Below are 12,906 nucleotides of genomic sequence, written 5' to 3' on the forward strand. Positions count from 1 at the left end.
ATGCTTCAACCAAAGCGTACAAAATTCCGCAAGTTGCACAAAGGCCGGATCAAGGGCGAAGCCAAGGGCGGCTCTGATCTGAACTTTGGCACCTACGGCCTGAAAGCGATCGAGCCTGAGCGTGTAACCGCACGCCAGATCGAAGCTGCACGTCGTGCCATGACGCGTCACATGAAGCGTCAGGGTCGTGTCTGGATCCGCATCTTCCCCGACACTCCGGTCACTGCAAAGCCGATCGAAGTTCGTATGGGTAAAGGTAAGGGTTCGGTCGACCGCTGGGTTTGCAAGGTCAAGCCCGGTCGCGTGATGTTCGAGATCGACGGCGTCAATGACGACATCGCCCGCGAGGCCCTGCGCCTGGCTGCGATGAAGCTGCCGATCAAGACCCGCGTCGTGGTTCGCGAAGACTGGTAAGCGATCCGGGGGCACCCCCGCTCGTGACAAGATTGACCCCCGTCGGAACACCGGCGGGGGTTTTTCTATAGGGGGCTCTGCCCCCGTCGCGCGTGCCGCGCGCCTCCCCCGGGAATTTTGGGCCAGATGAAGCAGGGAATCCGTTCTTCATCTGGCTGCAAATATCCCGGAGCGCGAGGCAGAGCCTCGCAAAACAGCCATCGCCTTCACCGCGCGGCTGGTTTAAGACAGCGCCATGCCACAGATTGAATCACTCTTCGTCACCCGCCTCTATCGTGCCTCTTTGTCCGAGTTTGGTCCCCCGATCGATGCGGAGGAGTTGGAAAGCTCGTGCCTTGTCATCGCCGAGGATGACGAGGCCGGTCAGGACTGGTGCGAAGAAAACGGCTATCCCGGTTACACCAGCTATGCTTCGCTGACCGACCTGCCCTGGCGGTTTCCGATATTCGCCGATCTGGTCAAGGCGCTGGACAGCCATGTGGCGGCTTTTGCCAAGGATCTGGAGTTTGATCTGGGCGAGGGTGAGCTGAAGCTGGAAGACCTCTGGATCAACATCCTGCCCGAGGGCGGCATGCATTCCAGCCACTTGCACCCGCACAGCGTGATCTCGGGCACGACCTATGTATCGATGCCAGAAGGGGCGAGTGCTCTGAAGCTTGAAGACCCTCGCTCAGGCCGCATGATGGCCGCGCCGACGCGCCTCAAAGGCGGGCGGCGCGATTTGCAGCCGTTCATCTATATGAAGCCGCAGGTGGGCGATGTCCTGCTATGGGAAAGCTGGCTACGCCACGAGGTGCCGATGAACATGGCCGAGGAAGAGCGGATTTCGGTGAGTTTCAACTATAAGTGGGACTGACCGTTTCTGGCAGGGCTGACTTCTGCACCTGTTTGATTGATCGGGATCAAGCACACTTAAGCCTGCTCGTTGTAGACTCCGCTCCAATGCGTCGGTCTGCCTGATGAGTCGGACCGGAGTGCCGCGTATCTGGTTTGATCGGACACACCGTGCTGAGATTTGTCACATTGATCATAGGGCTACTGGTCTCAAGCGCGACTGGCGTAGTGGGACAGGAGGTCGACCCGCACCGCATCTACGAAAACAGCTGTTCCGGATGCCACGCCCCCCATTCCGGTGATTTCGTTTGGGATGAGCTTAATGTGTCAGATGGCGTGCTGGTCGGAGCCCGGTCCGGACGGGCGGTCGAAATTTACCTGCGCTCCGGTCATGGCGGGGTGACTCCGGACAAGGCCGAGGTTCTGCTTGCTCATTTCCGAATTATCCGGGACTCGGGCGGGATCTTCATCGAGAAATGCCGTATTTGCCATGTGACCGCCGTGGAGCTCGTGCGAAACAATCTGATCCTTGAGGAAGGGAAGCTGACGGGGCGATATACCGGGCGTGACATCGGAGCGTTCCTGGACGGTCATGGCCGTCTTTCACCGGAAGAGGTTTCCGAGATGCTGTCCGTATTGACCAGAGTGGCAAATAGCCAGGGTCTGACACGGTGACACACGCGAGTTTTTGATTTTGGGAATTTCCCTGTTCCCGCATGGCAAACTTTCCCTTGCCACCCCACCCCTAACCCCCTATAGAGCGGCATCTTGCGGTCTCCCGGCGTTGTCGGGCGATTCGTATGTCTATCATTCATCCACCAGGTCAAAGGTGACCCGTGTACGGGGCCTTCTGGTGTTTTGAGCAAAGGAAAAAGGCGATGAACGCCCAAGAACTGCGTGACAAGACCCCTGATCAGCTCCGCGAGGAACTGGTCAACCTGAAGAAAGAAAGCTTTAACCTGCGCTTTCAACAGGCAACCGGTCAGCTGGAAAACACTGCTGGCATCAAAGCGGCCCGCCGCAACGCTGCCCGCGTCAAAACCATCCTGAACGAAAAGGCCGCTGCTGCGGCATCCGAGGAGTAATCAGATGCCCAAGCGTATCCTGCAAGGCACCGTGACCAGCGACGCCAACGAACAGACCATCACCGTGCTGGTCGAGCGCCGTTTCAAGCACCCGCTGCTGCACAAAACCGTTCGTAAGTCCAAGAAATACCGGGCTCATGACGAAAAGAACGCCTTCAAGGTCGGCGACTCTGTACGCATCATCGAATGCGCGCCGAAATCGAAGACGAAACGTTGGGAAGTTCTGGAAGCGTAAGCTTCCGGGATTTTTCATTTGTCGAAACCCTGGGGGATTTAATCAGACCAGCCCCCACAGGTCGGGAGAAACCACATGATCCAGATGCAGACCAATCTGGATGTCGCTGACAACTCTGGCGCACGCCGAGTTCAGTGCATCAAGGTCCTGGGTGGTTCCAAGCGTAAATACGCCTCCGTTGGCGACATCATTGTCGTCTCGGTGAAGGAAGCCATCCCGCGCGGCCGCGTAAAGAAAGGTGACGTCCGTAAGGCCGTCGTCGTACGCACCGCCAAGGAAGTCCGTCGCGAAGACGGCACCGCGATCCGTTTCGATCGCAACGCCGCCGTCATCCTGAACAACAACAACGAGCCCGTAGGTACCCGTATCTTTGGCCCCGTTGTTCGTGAACTGCGCGCGAAGAACTTCATGAAAATCATCTCGCTGGCTCCGGAGGTGCTGTAATCATGGCTGCTAAACTCCGCAAAGGCGACAAGGTCGTCGTGCTGTCCGGCAAGGACAAGGGCAAAGAGGGAACTATCACCTCGGTTGACCCCAAAGCCGGTAAAGCTGTTGTCGATGGTATCAACATCGCCATCCGCCACACCCGCCAGTCGCAAACCTCGCAAGGTGGTCGCCTGCCTCAGGCAAACCCGATCGAGCTGTCGAACCTGGCACTGCTGGATAAGAACGGCAAAGCAACCCGCGTTGGCTTTCGTATGGAAGGTGACAAGAAGGTGCGGTTTGCCAAGACCACAGGGGACGTGATCGATGCTTGATAACGCAACCTACACCCCGCGCCTGAAAGCGCAGTACGCCGAGACCATCCGTGCCGCTCTGAAAGAAGAGTTCGGCTACAAGAACGACATGCAGCTGCCCAAGCTGGAAAAAATCGTTCTGAACATCGGTTGTGGTGCTGAGGCCGTCAAAGACTCGAAGAAAGCGAAAGCCGCTGTCGAGGACCTGACTGCGATTGCCGGTCAACAGGCCGTTGCAACCAAGGCGAAGAAGTCGATCGCGGGTTTCCGCGTCCGGGAAGACATGCCGCTGGGTGCGAAAGTGACCCTGCGCGGTGACCGGATGTACGAATTCCTGGATCGTCTGATCACGATCGCGATGCCGCGTATTCGTGACTTCCGCGGTGTTAAGCCTTCTTTCGACGGTCGTGGCAACTTTGCCATGGGCATGAAAGAGCACATCGTGTTCCCGGAAATCGACTTCGACAAGGTCGACGAGGTCTGGGGCCTGGATATCGTAATTGCCACCACAGCGAAAACCGACGCTGAAGCAAAGGCACTGTTGAAAGCATTCAACATGCCGTTCAACGCGTAAGCGCCGGGAGGATTGAGACATGGCTAAGAAAGCAATGATCGAACGCGAGAAGAAGCGCGAACGCCTGGTGGCCAAATATGCCGCAAAGCGTGCCGAGCTGAAAGAAATCGCGAATGACGAGAGCAAGCCGATGGAAGAGCGCTTCAAGGCGCGTCTGAAACTGGCGAAACTGCCGCGCAACAGCTCGGCTACCCGTCTGCACAACCGTTGTCAGCTGACCGGTCGTCCCCACGCTTACTATCGTAAGCTGAAGGTCAGCCGTATCGCGCTGCGCGAGCTGGGTTCTGCTGGTCAGATCCCCGGCATGGTGAAATCGAGCTGGTAAGGGAGACATAGATATGAATGATCCTATCGGCGATATGCTCACCCGTATCCGCAACGCGCAAATGCGCGGCAAGTCCACCGTATCCACTCCGGCGTCGAAGCTGCGTGTTTGGGTTCTGGACGTGCTGGCGGACGAAGGTTACATCCGTGGCTATGAAAAGACGACCGGTGAAAACGGTCATCCGGCCATCGAAATCAGCCTGAAATACTACGAAGGCACCCCTGTCATTCGCGAACTGAAGCGGGTTTCGAAACCCGGTCGCCGCGTATACATGGGCGTCAATGACATCCCGCAGGTCCGTCAGGGTCTGGGCGTGTCGATTGTCAGCACTCCGAAAGGTGTGATGTCGGACGCAAACGCTCGCTCCAACAATGTTGGCGGCGAAGTGCTCTGCACCGTCTTCTAAGGAGGTCTGCAATGTCTCGTATTGGTAAAAAACCGGTCGAGCTGCCCAGCGGCGTTACCGCCTCTGTGTCGGGTCAGACCATCGAAGTCAAAGGTCCGAAAGGCACCCGCAGCTTCACCGCCACCGACGACGTAACGCTGTCGGTTGAAGACAACGTGGTCAAGATCGACCCTCGTGGCATGTCCAAGCGTGCCCGCCAGCAGTGGGGCATGAGCCGCACCATGGTTGCCAACCTGGTAACCGGTGTGACCACAGGCTTCAAAAAAGAGCTGGAGATCCAGGGTGTTGGTTACCGGGCGCAGATGCAGGGCAACACCCTGAAGCTGAACCTGGGCTATAGCCACGATGTTGATTTCACAGCTCCGGAAGGTGTCACCATCACCGCACCGAAGCAGACCGAGATCGTTGTGGAAGGTATCGACCAGCAGCTGGTGGGCGAAACCGCGGCCAAAATCCGCGAGTGGCGCCGCCCCGAGCCGTACAAAGGCAAGGGCATCCGCTATAAGGGCGAGTTCATCTTCCGCAAGGAAGGCAAGAAGAAGTAAGGACGCAGACAATGGCAAACAGCAAAAGAACCCTGTTTCTGAAGCGCCGCCTGCGCGTTCGGAACAAACTTCGCAAGGTCAACGCGGGTCGTCCGCGCCTGTCCGTACACCGTTCGAACAAGAACATCTCTGTTCAGCTGATCGACGACGTACGTGGCGTGACCCTGGCCTCGGCCTCGACCCTGGAAAAAGACCTGGGTGTTGTTGGCAAGAACAACGTCGAAGCGGCCACCAAAGTGGGCGCGGCCATCGCCGAGCGTGCCAAGAAGGCGGGCGTCGAAGAGGCCTATTTCGATCGTGGCGGCTTCCTGTTCCACGGCAAAGTGAAGGCTGTCGCCGACGCTGCGCGTGAAGGTGGCCTGAAGATCTGATGGTGTGCCGGGCTGAAGCCCGCCCTACCGGATCCGACGCCGTAGGCCGGGCTTCAGCCCGGCACCGGCACTTTGAAGGCGGGTCCGCCCGCCTCGATGATCGGGGAGCCCCAGAATGTCATTCAGGGGTTCACTTCGATTGAGCAATTGGCGCCGCAAGCGCCTCTAGAGGAAAAGGGATGCCAAATGGCAGAACGTGAAAACCGTCGGGGCCGTGGCCGCGACCGTGAAGAAACGCCGGAATTTGCAGATCGCCTGGTCGCAATCAACCGCGTGTCGAAAACCGTAAAAGGTGGTAAGCGCTTTGGCTTCGCCGCTCTGGTGGTTGTCGGCGATCAGAAAGGCCGCGTCGGCTTTGGCAAGGGTAAAGCGAAAGAAGTACCTGAAGCCATCCGCAAGGCGACTGAGCAAGCCAAGCGTCAGATGATCCGCGTACAGCTGCGCGAAGGTCGGACCCTGCACCACGACATCGAGGGCCGTCACGGCGCTGGTAAAGTGGTTATGCGCGCCGCGCCTGAAGGTACCGGTATCATCGCCGGTGGTCCGATGCGTGCCGTGTTCGAAATGCTGGGCGTCAAGGACGTTGTCTCCAAGTCGCTGGGCTCGCAGAACCCCTACAACATGATCCGCGCCACCATCGACGGCCTGCAGAAAGAGCAGAGCCCGCGTTCGGTTGCCGCACGTCGTGGCAAAAAGGTTGCTGACATCCTGCCCAAGCGGGACGACGCACCGGCTGCTGCTGAAGCAGAAGCATAAGGAGAGCACGTCATGGCAAAAACCATCGTCGTCAAACAGGTCGGTTCGCCGATCCGCCGCCCCGCCGAACAGCGCGCAACCCTGATCGGCCTGGGCCTGAACAAGATGCACAGAACCCGTGAGCTGGAGGATACTCCTTCGGTGCGCGGCATGATCCGCAAGATCCCGCATCTGGTAGAGATCATCGAAGAGCGCGGCTAAGCCCGCAGCTTCGAAGACTTAGAAACGCCTCCGACCTCGGTCGGGGGCGTTTTTTGTTTAAGGGCTTGCCTGCCGGTGCCGTGAACTGATCCTCCGTCAATTCACCTTGAGCGCATGCCGCCTATGACTCGACGCATATAGTTCATGAATTGTGCGCGCTCAGGGTCATTCAAGACCTGTAATGCATCGGCATTCACGTTCTGAGCTGCCTCGTAGGCGCTGTTGCGAAGTGCTGCGGCCTTCTCGGTCAACCAAATCAATTGAGCCCTGGCGTCAGCATGGTTCTTCGTTCTTTTGATCAAGCCATCACGTTCCATACGGTTAAGCGTGTTAGCCAATGTCGCCTGTTCGACGTCAATTTTGGTCAGCAGATCCTTTTGCGTCACACCGTCTTTGAGCCAGAGTTCCAGCAAGATTGGGAATTGTCCGACGACGATGCCAAAGGGCGCAATGCGTTGCTGCAACTCCTTTGCAAACAATCGTGCCATGTGATTAACCAGATACCCGGCCGAGTTTTCTTTTTCGAAGTCCATGTCCTGGATTTACACTTGAATAGCATGCTATGCAATTTTATATAGCTTGCTATATTTCAGAATCGAAGGGAACCGAAATGGCTCGTATCAAAGAGTTGGACACGATCGTCACGCTGGCAGATCAGATGCAGACCGAGGAAGGACCGGTGGTGCTGATCAACCTGTTTACGGTGGACGCCGAAGACGAAAAGACGCTGCTTCGGGCATGGGCGCATGATGCGGATTTCATGAAATCGCAACCGGGATATATCTCAACCCAGCTCCATCAGGGTATCGCGGGCAGTTCGACCTTTGTGAACTACGCGATCTGGCAGAACGTGCAAAGCTTTCGCGACGCATTCACTCATCCCGAGTTCCAGCGTCGGATCGCGGACTATCCAGCAAGCGCAGTGGCCCGGCCACATCTTCTTCGCAAGCTCGCAGTCGAAAACCACTGCGTCGCCTGACCCTCATTTGGGAGTAGCAACATGTTAAGAACCATCCACCCCATCGCCGGAGTAGTAGGCTTTCTTACGATACTCGTATTCTGGACATCCACTTTGTACAGTGAGTTATTTGCAAACCATGAGACCGTCGCGGCAGTAAAGTCCATGATCGTCAGCGGGCTCTTTGTTCTGGTGCCTGCAATGGTGATTGTCGGTGCATCCGGGGCGACACTTGGGCGTCGTCGAAAAGATGCCCCTGCGCTCGCCAAAAAGAAACGGATGCCAATCATTGCTATGAACGGGCTCATCGTCCTTGTTCCAGCCGCCGTCTACCTGAGCGCAAAGGCAAACGCGGGCTCGTTTGATACCAGCTTCTATATTGTACAGATCATCGAACTGATTGCCGGGGCGACCAATCTGACACTGATGGGGCTGAGCATACGTGATGGTCGGGCGATGGCCGCCCGCAATAAAACGCGCAAAAGAAATGAAAGCGGCGTGTGATTGACGTGGCCCACGACATGTATAGCCATTCAATAGATGCATATCGGCTAGACCAAAATCTGCGTTGTTAGCGATAGCAAACGCTCCTATCTCTGCCTTGTCCAATGAAGGAACTCAAAAGGAAACGTCAGGGAATACGCCCTGATACGAGAAAGGAATAAAGAGATGACAACTGCGACACTGACCCATACCGGCTTCAACTTCGGCACCCGGATCGCTGACATGATCACACGGATCAAAACAGCCCGCGCACGTGCTGCTGAGTATCAGCGCACCTATACCGAGTTGCAGCGTCTGAGCAACCGTGAGCTGGACGATATCGGCATCCGCCGCTGCGACATCGCAGATATCGCGCACCGGCACGTATATTGCTCGTAACCACTCATACAATTGAAACGACCCAAAGGCGCCTTAGGGCGCCTTTTCTATGTTCAGTGCAGGCCCTGCCCCGCGAGCAGGCCGCTCAGCGGCCGCCAGAGGGTGCGATAGCTGTTGATGGGCTACCAATATGCCGGTGACGCCAGAATCGTCCTGAGCGGCCGCTGGAGGACGTGTGACCGCCCTGCCCCGACGCGCAAACCCAGAGCTTTGACGTCTGAAACGAAATCGGCCCCGGAGGAGTGATCCACCGGGGCCGAAAAGTGTCGCTGTAAGCGTTGGATCAGAGACCGGTGCTTACGTCGATTGTGTTACCCTCTTCCAGGGTCACATATGCTTTCTTGACGTCTTTCCGACGGCCCAGCTGGCCGCGGAACCGCTTGACCTTGCCTTTGGTCACGGTGGTGTTCACCGCCTTGACCTTCACACCAAACAGCGCCTCAACGGCCTCTTTGATCTGCGGCTTGTTGCTTTCGATCGCCACTTCAAAGACAACCGCGCCATTTTCGGACGCCATGGTCGACTTTTCGGTGATGATCGGCTTGCGGATCACGTCGTAGTGTTCTGCCTTCGCGCTCATTTCAGACGAGCCTCCAGTGCTTCGACAGCCGCTTTGGTGAGCACCAGGGTGTCACGCTTGAGGATGTCATAAACGTTTGCACCCATCGACGGCAGGATATCCAGACCTTCGATGTTGCGCGACGCCTTCAGGAACCCTTCGTTCACGGTCGCGCCGTCGATGACCAGAGCGCGTTTCCAGCCCAGGTTTGCAACCTGTTTGGCCAGTGCGGCGGTCTTGCCTTCGGCTTCGGCGTTCTCGATCACAACCAGTTCACCTGCTTTGGCTTTGGCCGACAGAGCGTGGCGCAGGCCAAGCTTGCGGAACTTTTTCGGCAGGTCGTGGCCGTGCGAACGAGGGGTCGGGCCCTTGTAAACACCACCCTTGCGGAAGATCGGTGCGTTACGGTCACCATGGCGTGCGCCACCGGTGCCCTTCTGGCGATAGATCTTCTTGGTCGAGTAGCTGGTTTCCGAGCGGGTCTTGACCTTGTGGGTGCCGGCCTGCGCGTTGTTGCGCTGCCAACGGACCACACGGTGCAGGATGTCCGCGCGCGGCTCGAGGCCGAACAGGTCTGCATCCAGCTCGATGTCGCCGGCCTTGCCGCCGTCCAGTTTGATTACATCAAGTTTCATGCTTCACCACCTTCCGCGGATACTTCTTCCGCAGGTGCTTCGGTTGCAGCCGATTTCACAGCAGCCGGGAAAGGCAGGCCTTCCGGTGCTTTCTTCTTCACGGCGTCCTTGACGGTGACCCAGCCCGATTTCGGTCCGGGAACGGCGCCTTTGATGAAGACCAGACCACGGTCGGCGTCGGTTTTGACAACCTCGAGGTTCTGGGTGGTAACACGGGCAGCACCCATGTGACCGGCCATCTTCTTGCCTTTGAACACCTTGCCCGGATCCTGACACTGACCGGTCGAGCCGTGCGAACGGTGGCTGATCGACACACCGTGCGAGGCGCGCAGACCACCGAAGTTGTGGCGCTTCATCGCACCGGCAAAGCCTTTACCGATCGAGGTGCCCGACACGTCAACCTTCTGACCAGCCAGGAAGTGCTCGGCCGAGATTTCGGCTCCCACTTCGATCAGGCCATCTTCGGAGACGCGGAACTCGGCCAGCTTGCGCTTGGGCTCGACCTTGGCAGCGGCGTAGTGGCCGCGCATGGCCTTCGAGGTGCGTTTTGCCTTGGCAGCACCAGCGCCCAGCTGAACGGCGGTGTAGCCGTCTTTTTCAGCGGTCCGCTGCGCAACAACCTGCAGGTTGTCCAGGTGAAGAACGGTCACAGGGATCTGCTTGCCGTCTTCCATGAACAGGCGGGTCATGCCAACTTTTTTTGCGATAATACCAGAGCGCATAATCTATACCCTCCGATCTTACGACTGCAGCTTGATCTCGACGTCCACACCAGCAGCCAGGTCGAGCTTCATCAGCGCATCCACGGTCTGGGGGGTCGGATCAACGATGTCGAGCAGACGCTTGTGCGTGCGGATCTCGAACTGGTCGCGGGATTTCTTGTCAACGTGAGGGCCACGGAGAACCGTGAACTTCTCGATCTTGTTCGGCAGCGGGATCGGGCCGCGCACATTCGCGCCGGTCCGCTTGGCAGTGTTGACGATCTCTTGCGTGCTGGCATCCAGAACGCGATAGTCAAATGCCTTCAGCCGAATACGGATATTTTGGCTTTGCATAGTAACAGCCTTTTATCAGGCGTTGAGGTTGAGAGGAGGACAGACGCGCATCGCCAACCCTCATCGAACCCAAAAGGCGGGAATCATCCCGCCTTGATGTTCTTGTTGAGAACCTGCGCGTATTAGTGGGGTTGGCGGGGTTTGACAAGGGGCAAACGTCACAAAGAACACCGTTTTATTCGCCGCCAGACACGCCATTGGTTAGCCATGCGTCTTCTACCTTCATCCCTTGGTAAACCGCATGCAGATACAGATGGGCAATCACAGGATCATTTGAGAACGGCGAGTAATCCAATTTGCCCTCTCGGACACCCACTTCGGCTTCATAAACAATCTCGTCGCCCTTCACGGTTACAAGCACTTCTAATTCCGCCAGTGTTTCTGGGTCAACGGATGTGGGGTCGTCTGACAGGATCACGAAATCCGCAACTTTGCCAACCTCAATGGACCCCTTTTCATCTTCCTCGAAATGCTGCCAAGCGGGCCAGATTGTCATGGCTTTCAAGGCAGTCATAACATCGACCCTTTGATGCGGCCCCAAAATATCTCCAGAGCGTGTGCGTCTAGTAACCGTCGCAGCAAGAACACGCATGCTATCTGGAAAGGCCACCGGGGCATCGTGGTGTGTGCCAAACATCATGTCCCGCTCGAGCAGCCATCCTGTGGGTGAGATATTGTCTGCATTGACCGGCCCAACGGTGTGATCACGATGCCAATCCCCCCAGTAAAACGTGTGCATCGGGAAAAGCGATGGGAATACGCCGAGGCGTTTAAAACTCGCAACCTGATCCTCTCTTAGAAACTGACCGTGGATCAGAACCGGACGATTCCCCGGGTCGCCATACTTCATCTGTGCCTCTTCGAGAGCTGCTATCAGCATGTCAGAAGCCCCTTCCCCGTTAGAGTGCACAAGGATTTGGAACCCATTTTCGTAACACCAATTAACGGCGTCCTGTAGCTGCTCCATCGTAATAGCAGCATACCCTGAATAACCGGCGGAGTAGCTTCCGACTGGATCATAATAGGGCCGATCCCTCAAAGCCGTGAAACCCTGAGGCGAGCCGTCAATCGTTAGCTTGCAGCCCCCGACCCGAACCCGGTCGTCGTAGTTCTTGGAGGTGTTTGCACCTATATATTCCCTAGCCTCAAGAACATCCGGGAAGGCTACCACGTCAATTGGGAGCCCATCTTCGGCGGCAACTTTCTTGAGAACGTCAACAATTTCTCCTGAGGTTCGGCCTTCTTGTCCGGTCGTGTATCCAAACTGTGCCCAAAGTTCGGTTCCAGCTTTGGCAAATGCCGCCAGGCCTTCTTCACCCAGATTTCCCAACATGGGCACAAGGACCGAAAAGAACGCATACTCTTCCAGAACACCGTTTGGCTCACCGGCGTCATCGCGTTGAATCACTCCGCCCGGAGGGGCTTTTGAAGCGGCTGTGATGCCTGCCAACTCTAGAGCTTTCGAGTTTGCTACTCCCAAATGCCCGGACTGATGAACGATAACGACCGGCAAGTCCTCAGACACAATGTCCAGTTCTTGTCGCGTAGGGTGGCGCAGTTCCTTTAATTGAGCATTGTCGTAACCAAAGCCGATGATCATTTTGACCTGTTCAACGGCTTGCGCATTTTCGTCGGCCCAGTCAGTCAACGTGGCTTGCAGACTGGCGATATCAACGACTTTCCCATCAGGCGGCGCAAGAAGGTTGGCGGACAATGCCTGCAACCCCCCCATGACCACATGACCGTGGCTATCTACAAAACCCGGAAGCATCGCGCGGCCTTCCAGGTCAAACGTTTCGGTTTCTTCACCGCGATGCATCGACAAATCAGACAACGACCCCACAGCAAGAACGCGTCCGTCTTTGACTGCGACCGCTTCAGCGGACGGAGCCTTATCGTTCATCGTTAACACAGGCCCTCCGAGATAAATCCTGTCCGCGATCTGCTGTGCGGACGCTGATGTGGATAAATAAACAAGTGCAGCAACTAGACCAACTGAACGCGCCAATAAGTGCATGCTGTGACCTCTTTCTAATTGTGATGCCTCAATATGAGAGAAGTAGCATTACAATCAGCTTAGGCAAAAACGAAAAAAGGGCGTCCCGAGGGAAGCCCTTTTCGTTGGTTCATTCGCTTGTGCGAATTATTCAGTAATCTTCGACACGACGCCGGCGCCGACGGTGCGGCCGCCTTCGCGGATGGCGAAGCGCAGGCCCTGCTCCATCGCGATCGGTGCGATCAGTTCAACGCCGAACGACACGTTGTCGCCGGGCATGACCATCTCGGTGCCTTCCGCCAGGGTCACGGTGCCGGTCACGTCAGTGGTCCGGAAGT

The 12,906-nt window shown here is 56.9% G+C and carries 24 protein-coding genes; 17 read left to right on the plus strand and 7 right to left on the minus strand.

Annotation, left to right across the window (positions count from 1 at the left end):
* The 14 genes from rplP to rpmD all read left to right on the plus strand — a co-directional run bounded on the left by rplP (nucleotide 1) and on the right by rpmD (nucleotide 6,483).
* Nucleotides 1-414: a 50S ribosomal protein L16 gene (gene rplP, locus ACR0J7_RS18670; RefSeq protein WP_267364819.1), complete on the plus strand. Its 414-nt coding sequence runs from the start codon at nucleotides 1-3 to the stop codon at nucleotides 412-414.
* 235 nt (nucleotides 415-649) lie between these two features.
* The gene (locus ACR0J7_RS18675) at nucleotides 650-1,270 is read left to right on the plus strand and encodes a 2OG-Fe(II) oxygenase family protein (RefSeq protein WP_480915221.1); all 621 of its coding nucleotides are present in this window, start codon (nucleotides 650-652) and stop codon (nucleotides 1,268-1,270) included.
* Between the two features lie 149 nt (nucleotides 1,271-1,419).
* Nucleotides 1,420-1,923 carry a hypothetical protein gene (locus tag ACR0J7_RS18680; protein ID WP_480538830.1) on the plus strand — a complete coding sequence of 168 codons (504 nt, stop codon included), beginning with the start codon at nucleotides 1,420-1,422 and terminating at the stop codon, nucleotides 1,921-1,923.
* 203 nt (nucleotides 1,924-2,126) lie between these two features.
* Nucleotides 2,127-2,333, plus strand: coding sequence for a 50S ribosomal protein L29 (rpmC, locus tag ACR0J7_RS18685; protein ID WP_209505847.1), 207 nt, complete (start codon nucleotides 2,127-2,129; stop codon nucleotides 2,331-2,333).
* Nucleotides 2,334-2,337: 4 nt separating this feature from the next.
* Nucleotides 2,338-2,568, plus strand: a complete 231-nt coding sequence (gene rpsQ / locus ACR0J7_RS18690) for a 30S ribosomal protein S17 (RefSeq protein ID WP_209505845.1) — start codon at nucleotides 2,338-2,340, stop codon at nucleotides 2,566-2,568.
* 75 nt (nucleotides 2,569-2,643) lie between these two features.
* The gene (rplN, locus tag ACR0J7_RS18695; protein ID WP_005621870.1) at nucleotides 2,644-3,012 is read left to right on the plus strand and encodes a 50S ribosomal protein L14; all 369 of its coding nucleotides are present in this window, start codon (nucleotides 2,644-2,646) and stop codon (nucleotides 3,010-3,012) included.
* A gap of 2 nt (nucleotides 3,013-3,014) precedes the next feature.
* Nucleotides 3,015-3,326, plus strand: coding sequence for a 50S ribosomal protein L24 (gene rplX, locus ACR0J7_RS18700; protein WP_480474055.1), 312 nt, complete (start codon nucleotides 3,015-3,017; stop codon nucleotides 3,324-3,326).
* Nucleotides 3,319-3,879 (plus strand): 50S ribosomal protein L5, encoded by a 561-nt coding sequence (rplE, locus tag ACR0J7_RS18705; protein ID WP_209505843.1) that lies wholly within the window; start codon nucleotides 3,319-3,321, stop codon nucleotides 3,877-3,879. The genes rplX and rplE overlap by 8 nt, the downstream gene beginning before the upstream one ends.
* Before the next feature lie 19 nt (nucleotides 3,880-3,898).
* On the plus strand, nucleotides 3,899-4,204 hold the full coding sequence (gene rpsN / locus ACR0J7_RS18710) for a 30S ribosomal protein S14 (protein WP_010437098.1): 306 nt from the start codon (nucleotides 3,899-3,901) through the stop codon (nucleotides 4,202-4,204).
* 13 nt (nucleotides 4,205-4,217) lie between these two features.
* Entirely contained in the window at nucleotides 4,218-4,610 is a 393-nt protein-coding gene (gene rpsH / locus ACR0J7_RS18715) for a 30S ribosomal protein S8 (RefSeq protein ID WP_209505841.1), read from the plus strand.
* A gap of 11 nt (nucleotides 4,611-4,621) precedes the next feature.
* Nucleotides 4,622-5,155: a 50S ribosomal protein L6 gene (gene rplF, locus ACR0J7_RS18720; RefSeq protein ID WP_170467582.1), complete on the plus strand. Its 534-nt coding sequence runs from the start codon at nucleotides 4,622-4,624 to the stop codon at nucleotides 5,153-5,155.
* A gap of 11 nt (nucleotides 5,156-5,166) precedes the next feature.
* Entirely contained in the window at nucleotides 5,167-5,526 is a 360-nt protein-coding gene (rplR, locus tag ACR0J7_RS18725; RefSeq protein ID WP_010437103.1) for a 50S ribosomal protein L18, read from the plus strand.
* Nucleotides 5,527-5,712: 186 nt separating this feature from the next.
* The gene (gene rpsE, locus ACR0J7_RS18730; RefSeq protein ID WP_209505839.1) at nucleotides 5,713-6,282 is read left to right on the plus strand and encodes a 30S ribosomal protein S5; all 570 of its coding nucleotides are present in this window, start codon (nucleotides 5,713-5,715) and stop codon (nucleotides 6,280-6,282) included.
* Between the two features lie 12 nt (nucleotides 6,283-6,294).
* Nucleotides 6,295-6,483 (plus strand): 50S ribosomal protein L30, encoded by a 189-nt coding sequence (gene rpmD / locus ACR0J7_RS18735; RefSeq protein ID WP_267364815.1) that lies wholly within the window; start codon nucleotides 6,295-6,297, stop codon nucleotides 6,481-6,483.
* Nucleotides 6,484-6,584: 101 nt separating this feature from the next.
* On the opposite strand, the gene ACR0J7_RS18740 is transcribed toward rpmD, so the two are convergent.
* Nucleotides 6,585-7,016, minus strand: a complete 432-nt coding sequence (locus ACR0J7_RS18740) for a MarR family winged helix-turn-helix transcriptional regulator (protein WP_480915223.1) — start codon at nucleotides 7,014-7,016, stop codon at nucleotides 6,585-6,587.
* 77 nt (nucleotides 7,017-7,093) lie between these two features.
* Here ACR0J7_RS18740 and ACR0J7_RS18745 point away from each other — a divergent pair, with 77 nt between their 5' ends.
* From ACR0J7_RS18745 to ACR0J7_RS18755, 3 genes are all read left to right on the plus strand, one after another.
* Nucleotides 7,094-7,462 (plus strand): antibiotic biosynthesis monooxygenase family protein, encoded by a 369-nt coding sequence (locus ACR0J7_RS18745; protein ID WP_480915225.1) that lies wholly within the window; start codon nucleotides 7,094-7,096, stop codon nucleotides 7,460-7,462.
* A gap of 21 nt (nucleotides 7,463-7,483) precedes the next feature.
* Nucleotides 7,484-7,945, plus strand: coding sequence for a hypothetical protein (locus ACR0J7_RS18750; RefSeq protein WP_480484780.1), 462 nt, complete (start codon nucleotides 7,484-7,486; stop codon nucleotides 7,943-7,945).
* A gap of 165 nt (nucleotides 7,946-8,110) precedes the next feature.
* Complete coding sequence (locus ACR0J7_RS18755; protein ID WP_209505835.1) at nucleotides 8,111-8,323, plus strand: DUF1127 domain-containing protein; 213 nt, start codon at nucleotides 8,111-8,113, stop codon at nucleotides 8,321-8,323.
* Nucleotides 8,324-8,606: 283 nt separating this feature from the next.
* Here the strand turns inward: ACR0J7_RS18755 and ACR0J7_RS18760 are convergent, their stop codons facing one another.
* From ACR0J7_RS18760 to ACR0J7_RS18785, 6 genes are all read right to left on the minus strand, one after another.
* Complete coding sequence (locus ACR0J7_RS18760) at nucleotides 8,607-8,903, minus strand: 50S ribosomal protein L23 (protein WP_170609990.1); 297 nt, start codon at nucleotides 8,901-8,903, stop codon at nucleotides 8,607-8,609.
* Complete coding sequence (rplD, locus tag ACR0J7_RS18765; RefSeq protein WP_480474058.1) at nucleotides 8,900-9,517, minus strand: 50S ribosomal protein L4; 618 nt, start codon at nucleotides 9,515-9,517, stop codon at nucleotides 8,900-8,902. The genes ACR0J7_RS18760 and rplD overlap by 4 nt, the downstream gene beginning before the upstream one ends.
* Nucleotides 9,514-10,239 carry a 50S ribosomal protein L3 gene (gene rplC / locus ACR0J7_RS18770; protein WP_171638102.1) on the minus strand — a complete coding sequence of 242 codons (726 nt, stop codon included), beginning with the start codon at nucleotides 10,237-10,239 and terminating at the stop codon, nucleotides 9,514-9,516. The genes rplD and rplC overlap by 4 nt, the downstream gene beginning before the upstream one ends.
* 18 nt (nucleotides 10,240-10,257) lie before the next feature.
* The gene (gene rpsJ, locus ACR0J7_RS18775; protein ID WP_008756422.1) at nucleotides 10,258-10,572 is read right to left on the minus strand and encodes a 30S ribosomal protein S10; all 315 of its coding nucleotides are present in this window, start codon (nucleotides 10,570-10,572) and stop codon (nucleotides 10,258-10,260) included.
* Nucleotides 10,573-10,747: 175 nt separating this feature from the next.
* Complete coding sequence (locus ACR0J7_RS18780; protein ID WP_480484782.1) at nucleotides 10,748-12,475, minus strand: amidohydrolase; 1,728 nt, start codon at nucleotides 12,473-12,475, stop codon at nucleotides 10,748-10,750.
* 240 nt (nucleotides 12,476-12,715) lie between these two features.
* On the minus strand, nucleotides 12,716-12,906 hold a 191-nt coding region (locus tag ACR0J7_RS18785; protein ID WP_480487331.1), incomplete at its 5' end, for an EF-Tu C-terminal domain-related protein.

Source organism: Ruegeria sp. O4 (genome assembly GCF_056535125.1).

Coding starts and splice junctions, on each gene's coding strand:
- rplP (WP_267364819.1), top strand. CDS start 1: ATGCTTCAACCAAAGCGTACAAAATTCCGCAAGTTGCACAAAGGCCGG.
- ACR0J7_RS18675 (WP_480915221.1), top strand. CDS start 650: ATGCCACAGATTGAATCACTCTTCGTCACCCGCCTCTATCGTGCCTCT.
- rpmC (WP_209505847.1), top strand. CDS start 2,127: ATGAACGCCCAAGAACTGCGTGACAAGACCCCTGATCAGCTCCGCGAG.
- rpsQ (WP_209505845.1), top strand. CDS start 2,338: ATGCCCAAGCGTATCCTGCAAGGCACCGTGACCAGCGACGCCAACGAA.
- rplN (WP_005621870.1), top strand. CDS start 2,644: ATGATCCAGATGCAGACCAATCTGGATGTCGCTGACAACTCTGGCGCA.
- rplX (WP_480474055.1), top strand. CDS start 3,015: ATGGCTGCTAAACTCCGCAAAGGCGACAAGGTCGTCGTGCTGTCCGGC.
- rplE (WP_209505843.1), top strand. CDS start 3,319: ATGCTTGATAACGCAACCTACACCCCGCGCCTGAAAGCGCAGTACGCC.
- rpsN (WP_010437098.1), top strand. CDS start 3,899: ATGGCTAAGAAAGCAATGATCGAACGCGAGAAGAAGCGCGAACGCCTG.
- rpsH (WP_209505841.1), top strand. CDS start 4,218: ATGAATGATCCTATCGGCGATATGCTCACCCGTATCCGCAACGCGCAA.
- rplF (WP_170467582.1), top strand. CDS start 4,622: ATGTCTCGTATTGGTAAAAAACCGGTCGAGCTGCCCAGCGGCGTTACC.
- rplR (WP_010437103.1), top strand. CDS start 5,167: ATGGCAAACAGCAAAAGAACCCTGTTTCTGAAGCGCCGCCTGCGCGTT.
- rpsE (WP_209505839.1), top strand. CDS start 5,713: ATGGCAGAACGTGAAAACCGTCGGGGCCGTGGCCGCGACCGTGAAGAA.
- rpmD (WP_267364815.1), top strand. CDS start 6,295: ATGGCAAAAACCATCGTCGTCAAACAGGTCGGTTCGCCGATCCGCCGC.
- ACR0J7_RS18740 (WP_480915223.1), bottom strand. CDS start 7,016: ATGGACTTCGAAAAAGAAAACTCGGCCGGGTATCTGGTTAATCACATG.
- ACR0J7_RS18745 (WP_480915225.1), top strand. CDS start 7,094: ATGGCTCGTATCAAAGAGTTGGACACGATCGTCACGCTGGCAGATCAG.
- ACR0J7_RS18750 (WP_480484780.1), top strand. CDS start 7,484: ATGTTAAGAACCATCCACCCCATCGCCGGAGTAGTAGGCTTTCTTACG.
- ACR0J7_RS18755 (WP_209505835.1), top strand. CDS start 8,111: ATGACAACTGCGACACTGACCCATACCGGCTTCAACTTCGGCACCCGG.
- ACR0J7_RS18760 (WP_170609990.1), bottom strand. CDS start 8,903: ATGAGCGCGAAGGCAGAACACTACGACGTGATCCGCAAGCCGATCATC.
- rplD (WP_480474058.1), bottom strand. CDS start 9,517: ATGAAACTTGATGTAATCAAACTGGACGGCGGCAAGGCCGGCGACATC.
- rplC (WP_171638102.1), bottom strand. CDS start 10,239: ATGCGCTCTGGTATTATCGCAAAAAAAGTTGGCATGACCCGCCTGTTC.
- rpsJ (WP_008756422.1), bottom strand. CDS start 10,572: ATGCAAAGCCAAAATATCCGTATTCGGCTGAAGGCATTTGACTATCGC.
- ACR0J7_RS18780 (WP_480484782.1), bottom strand. CDS start 12,475: ATGAACGATAAGGCTCCGTCCGCTGAAGCGGTCGCAGTCAAAGACGGA.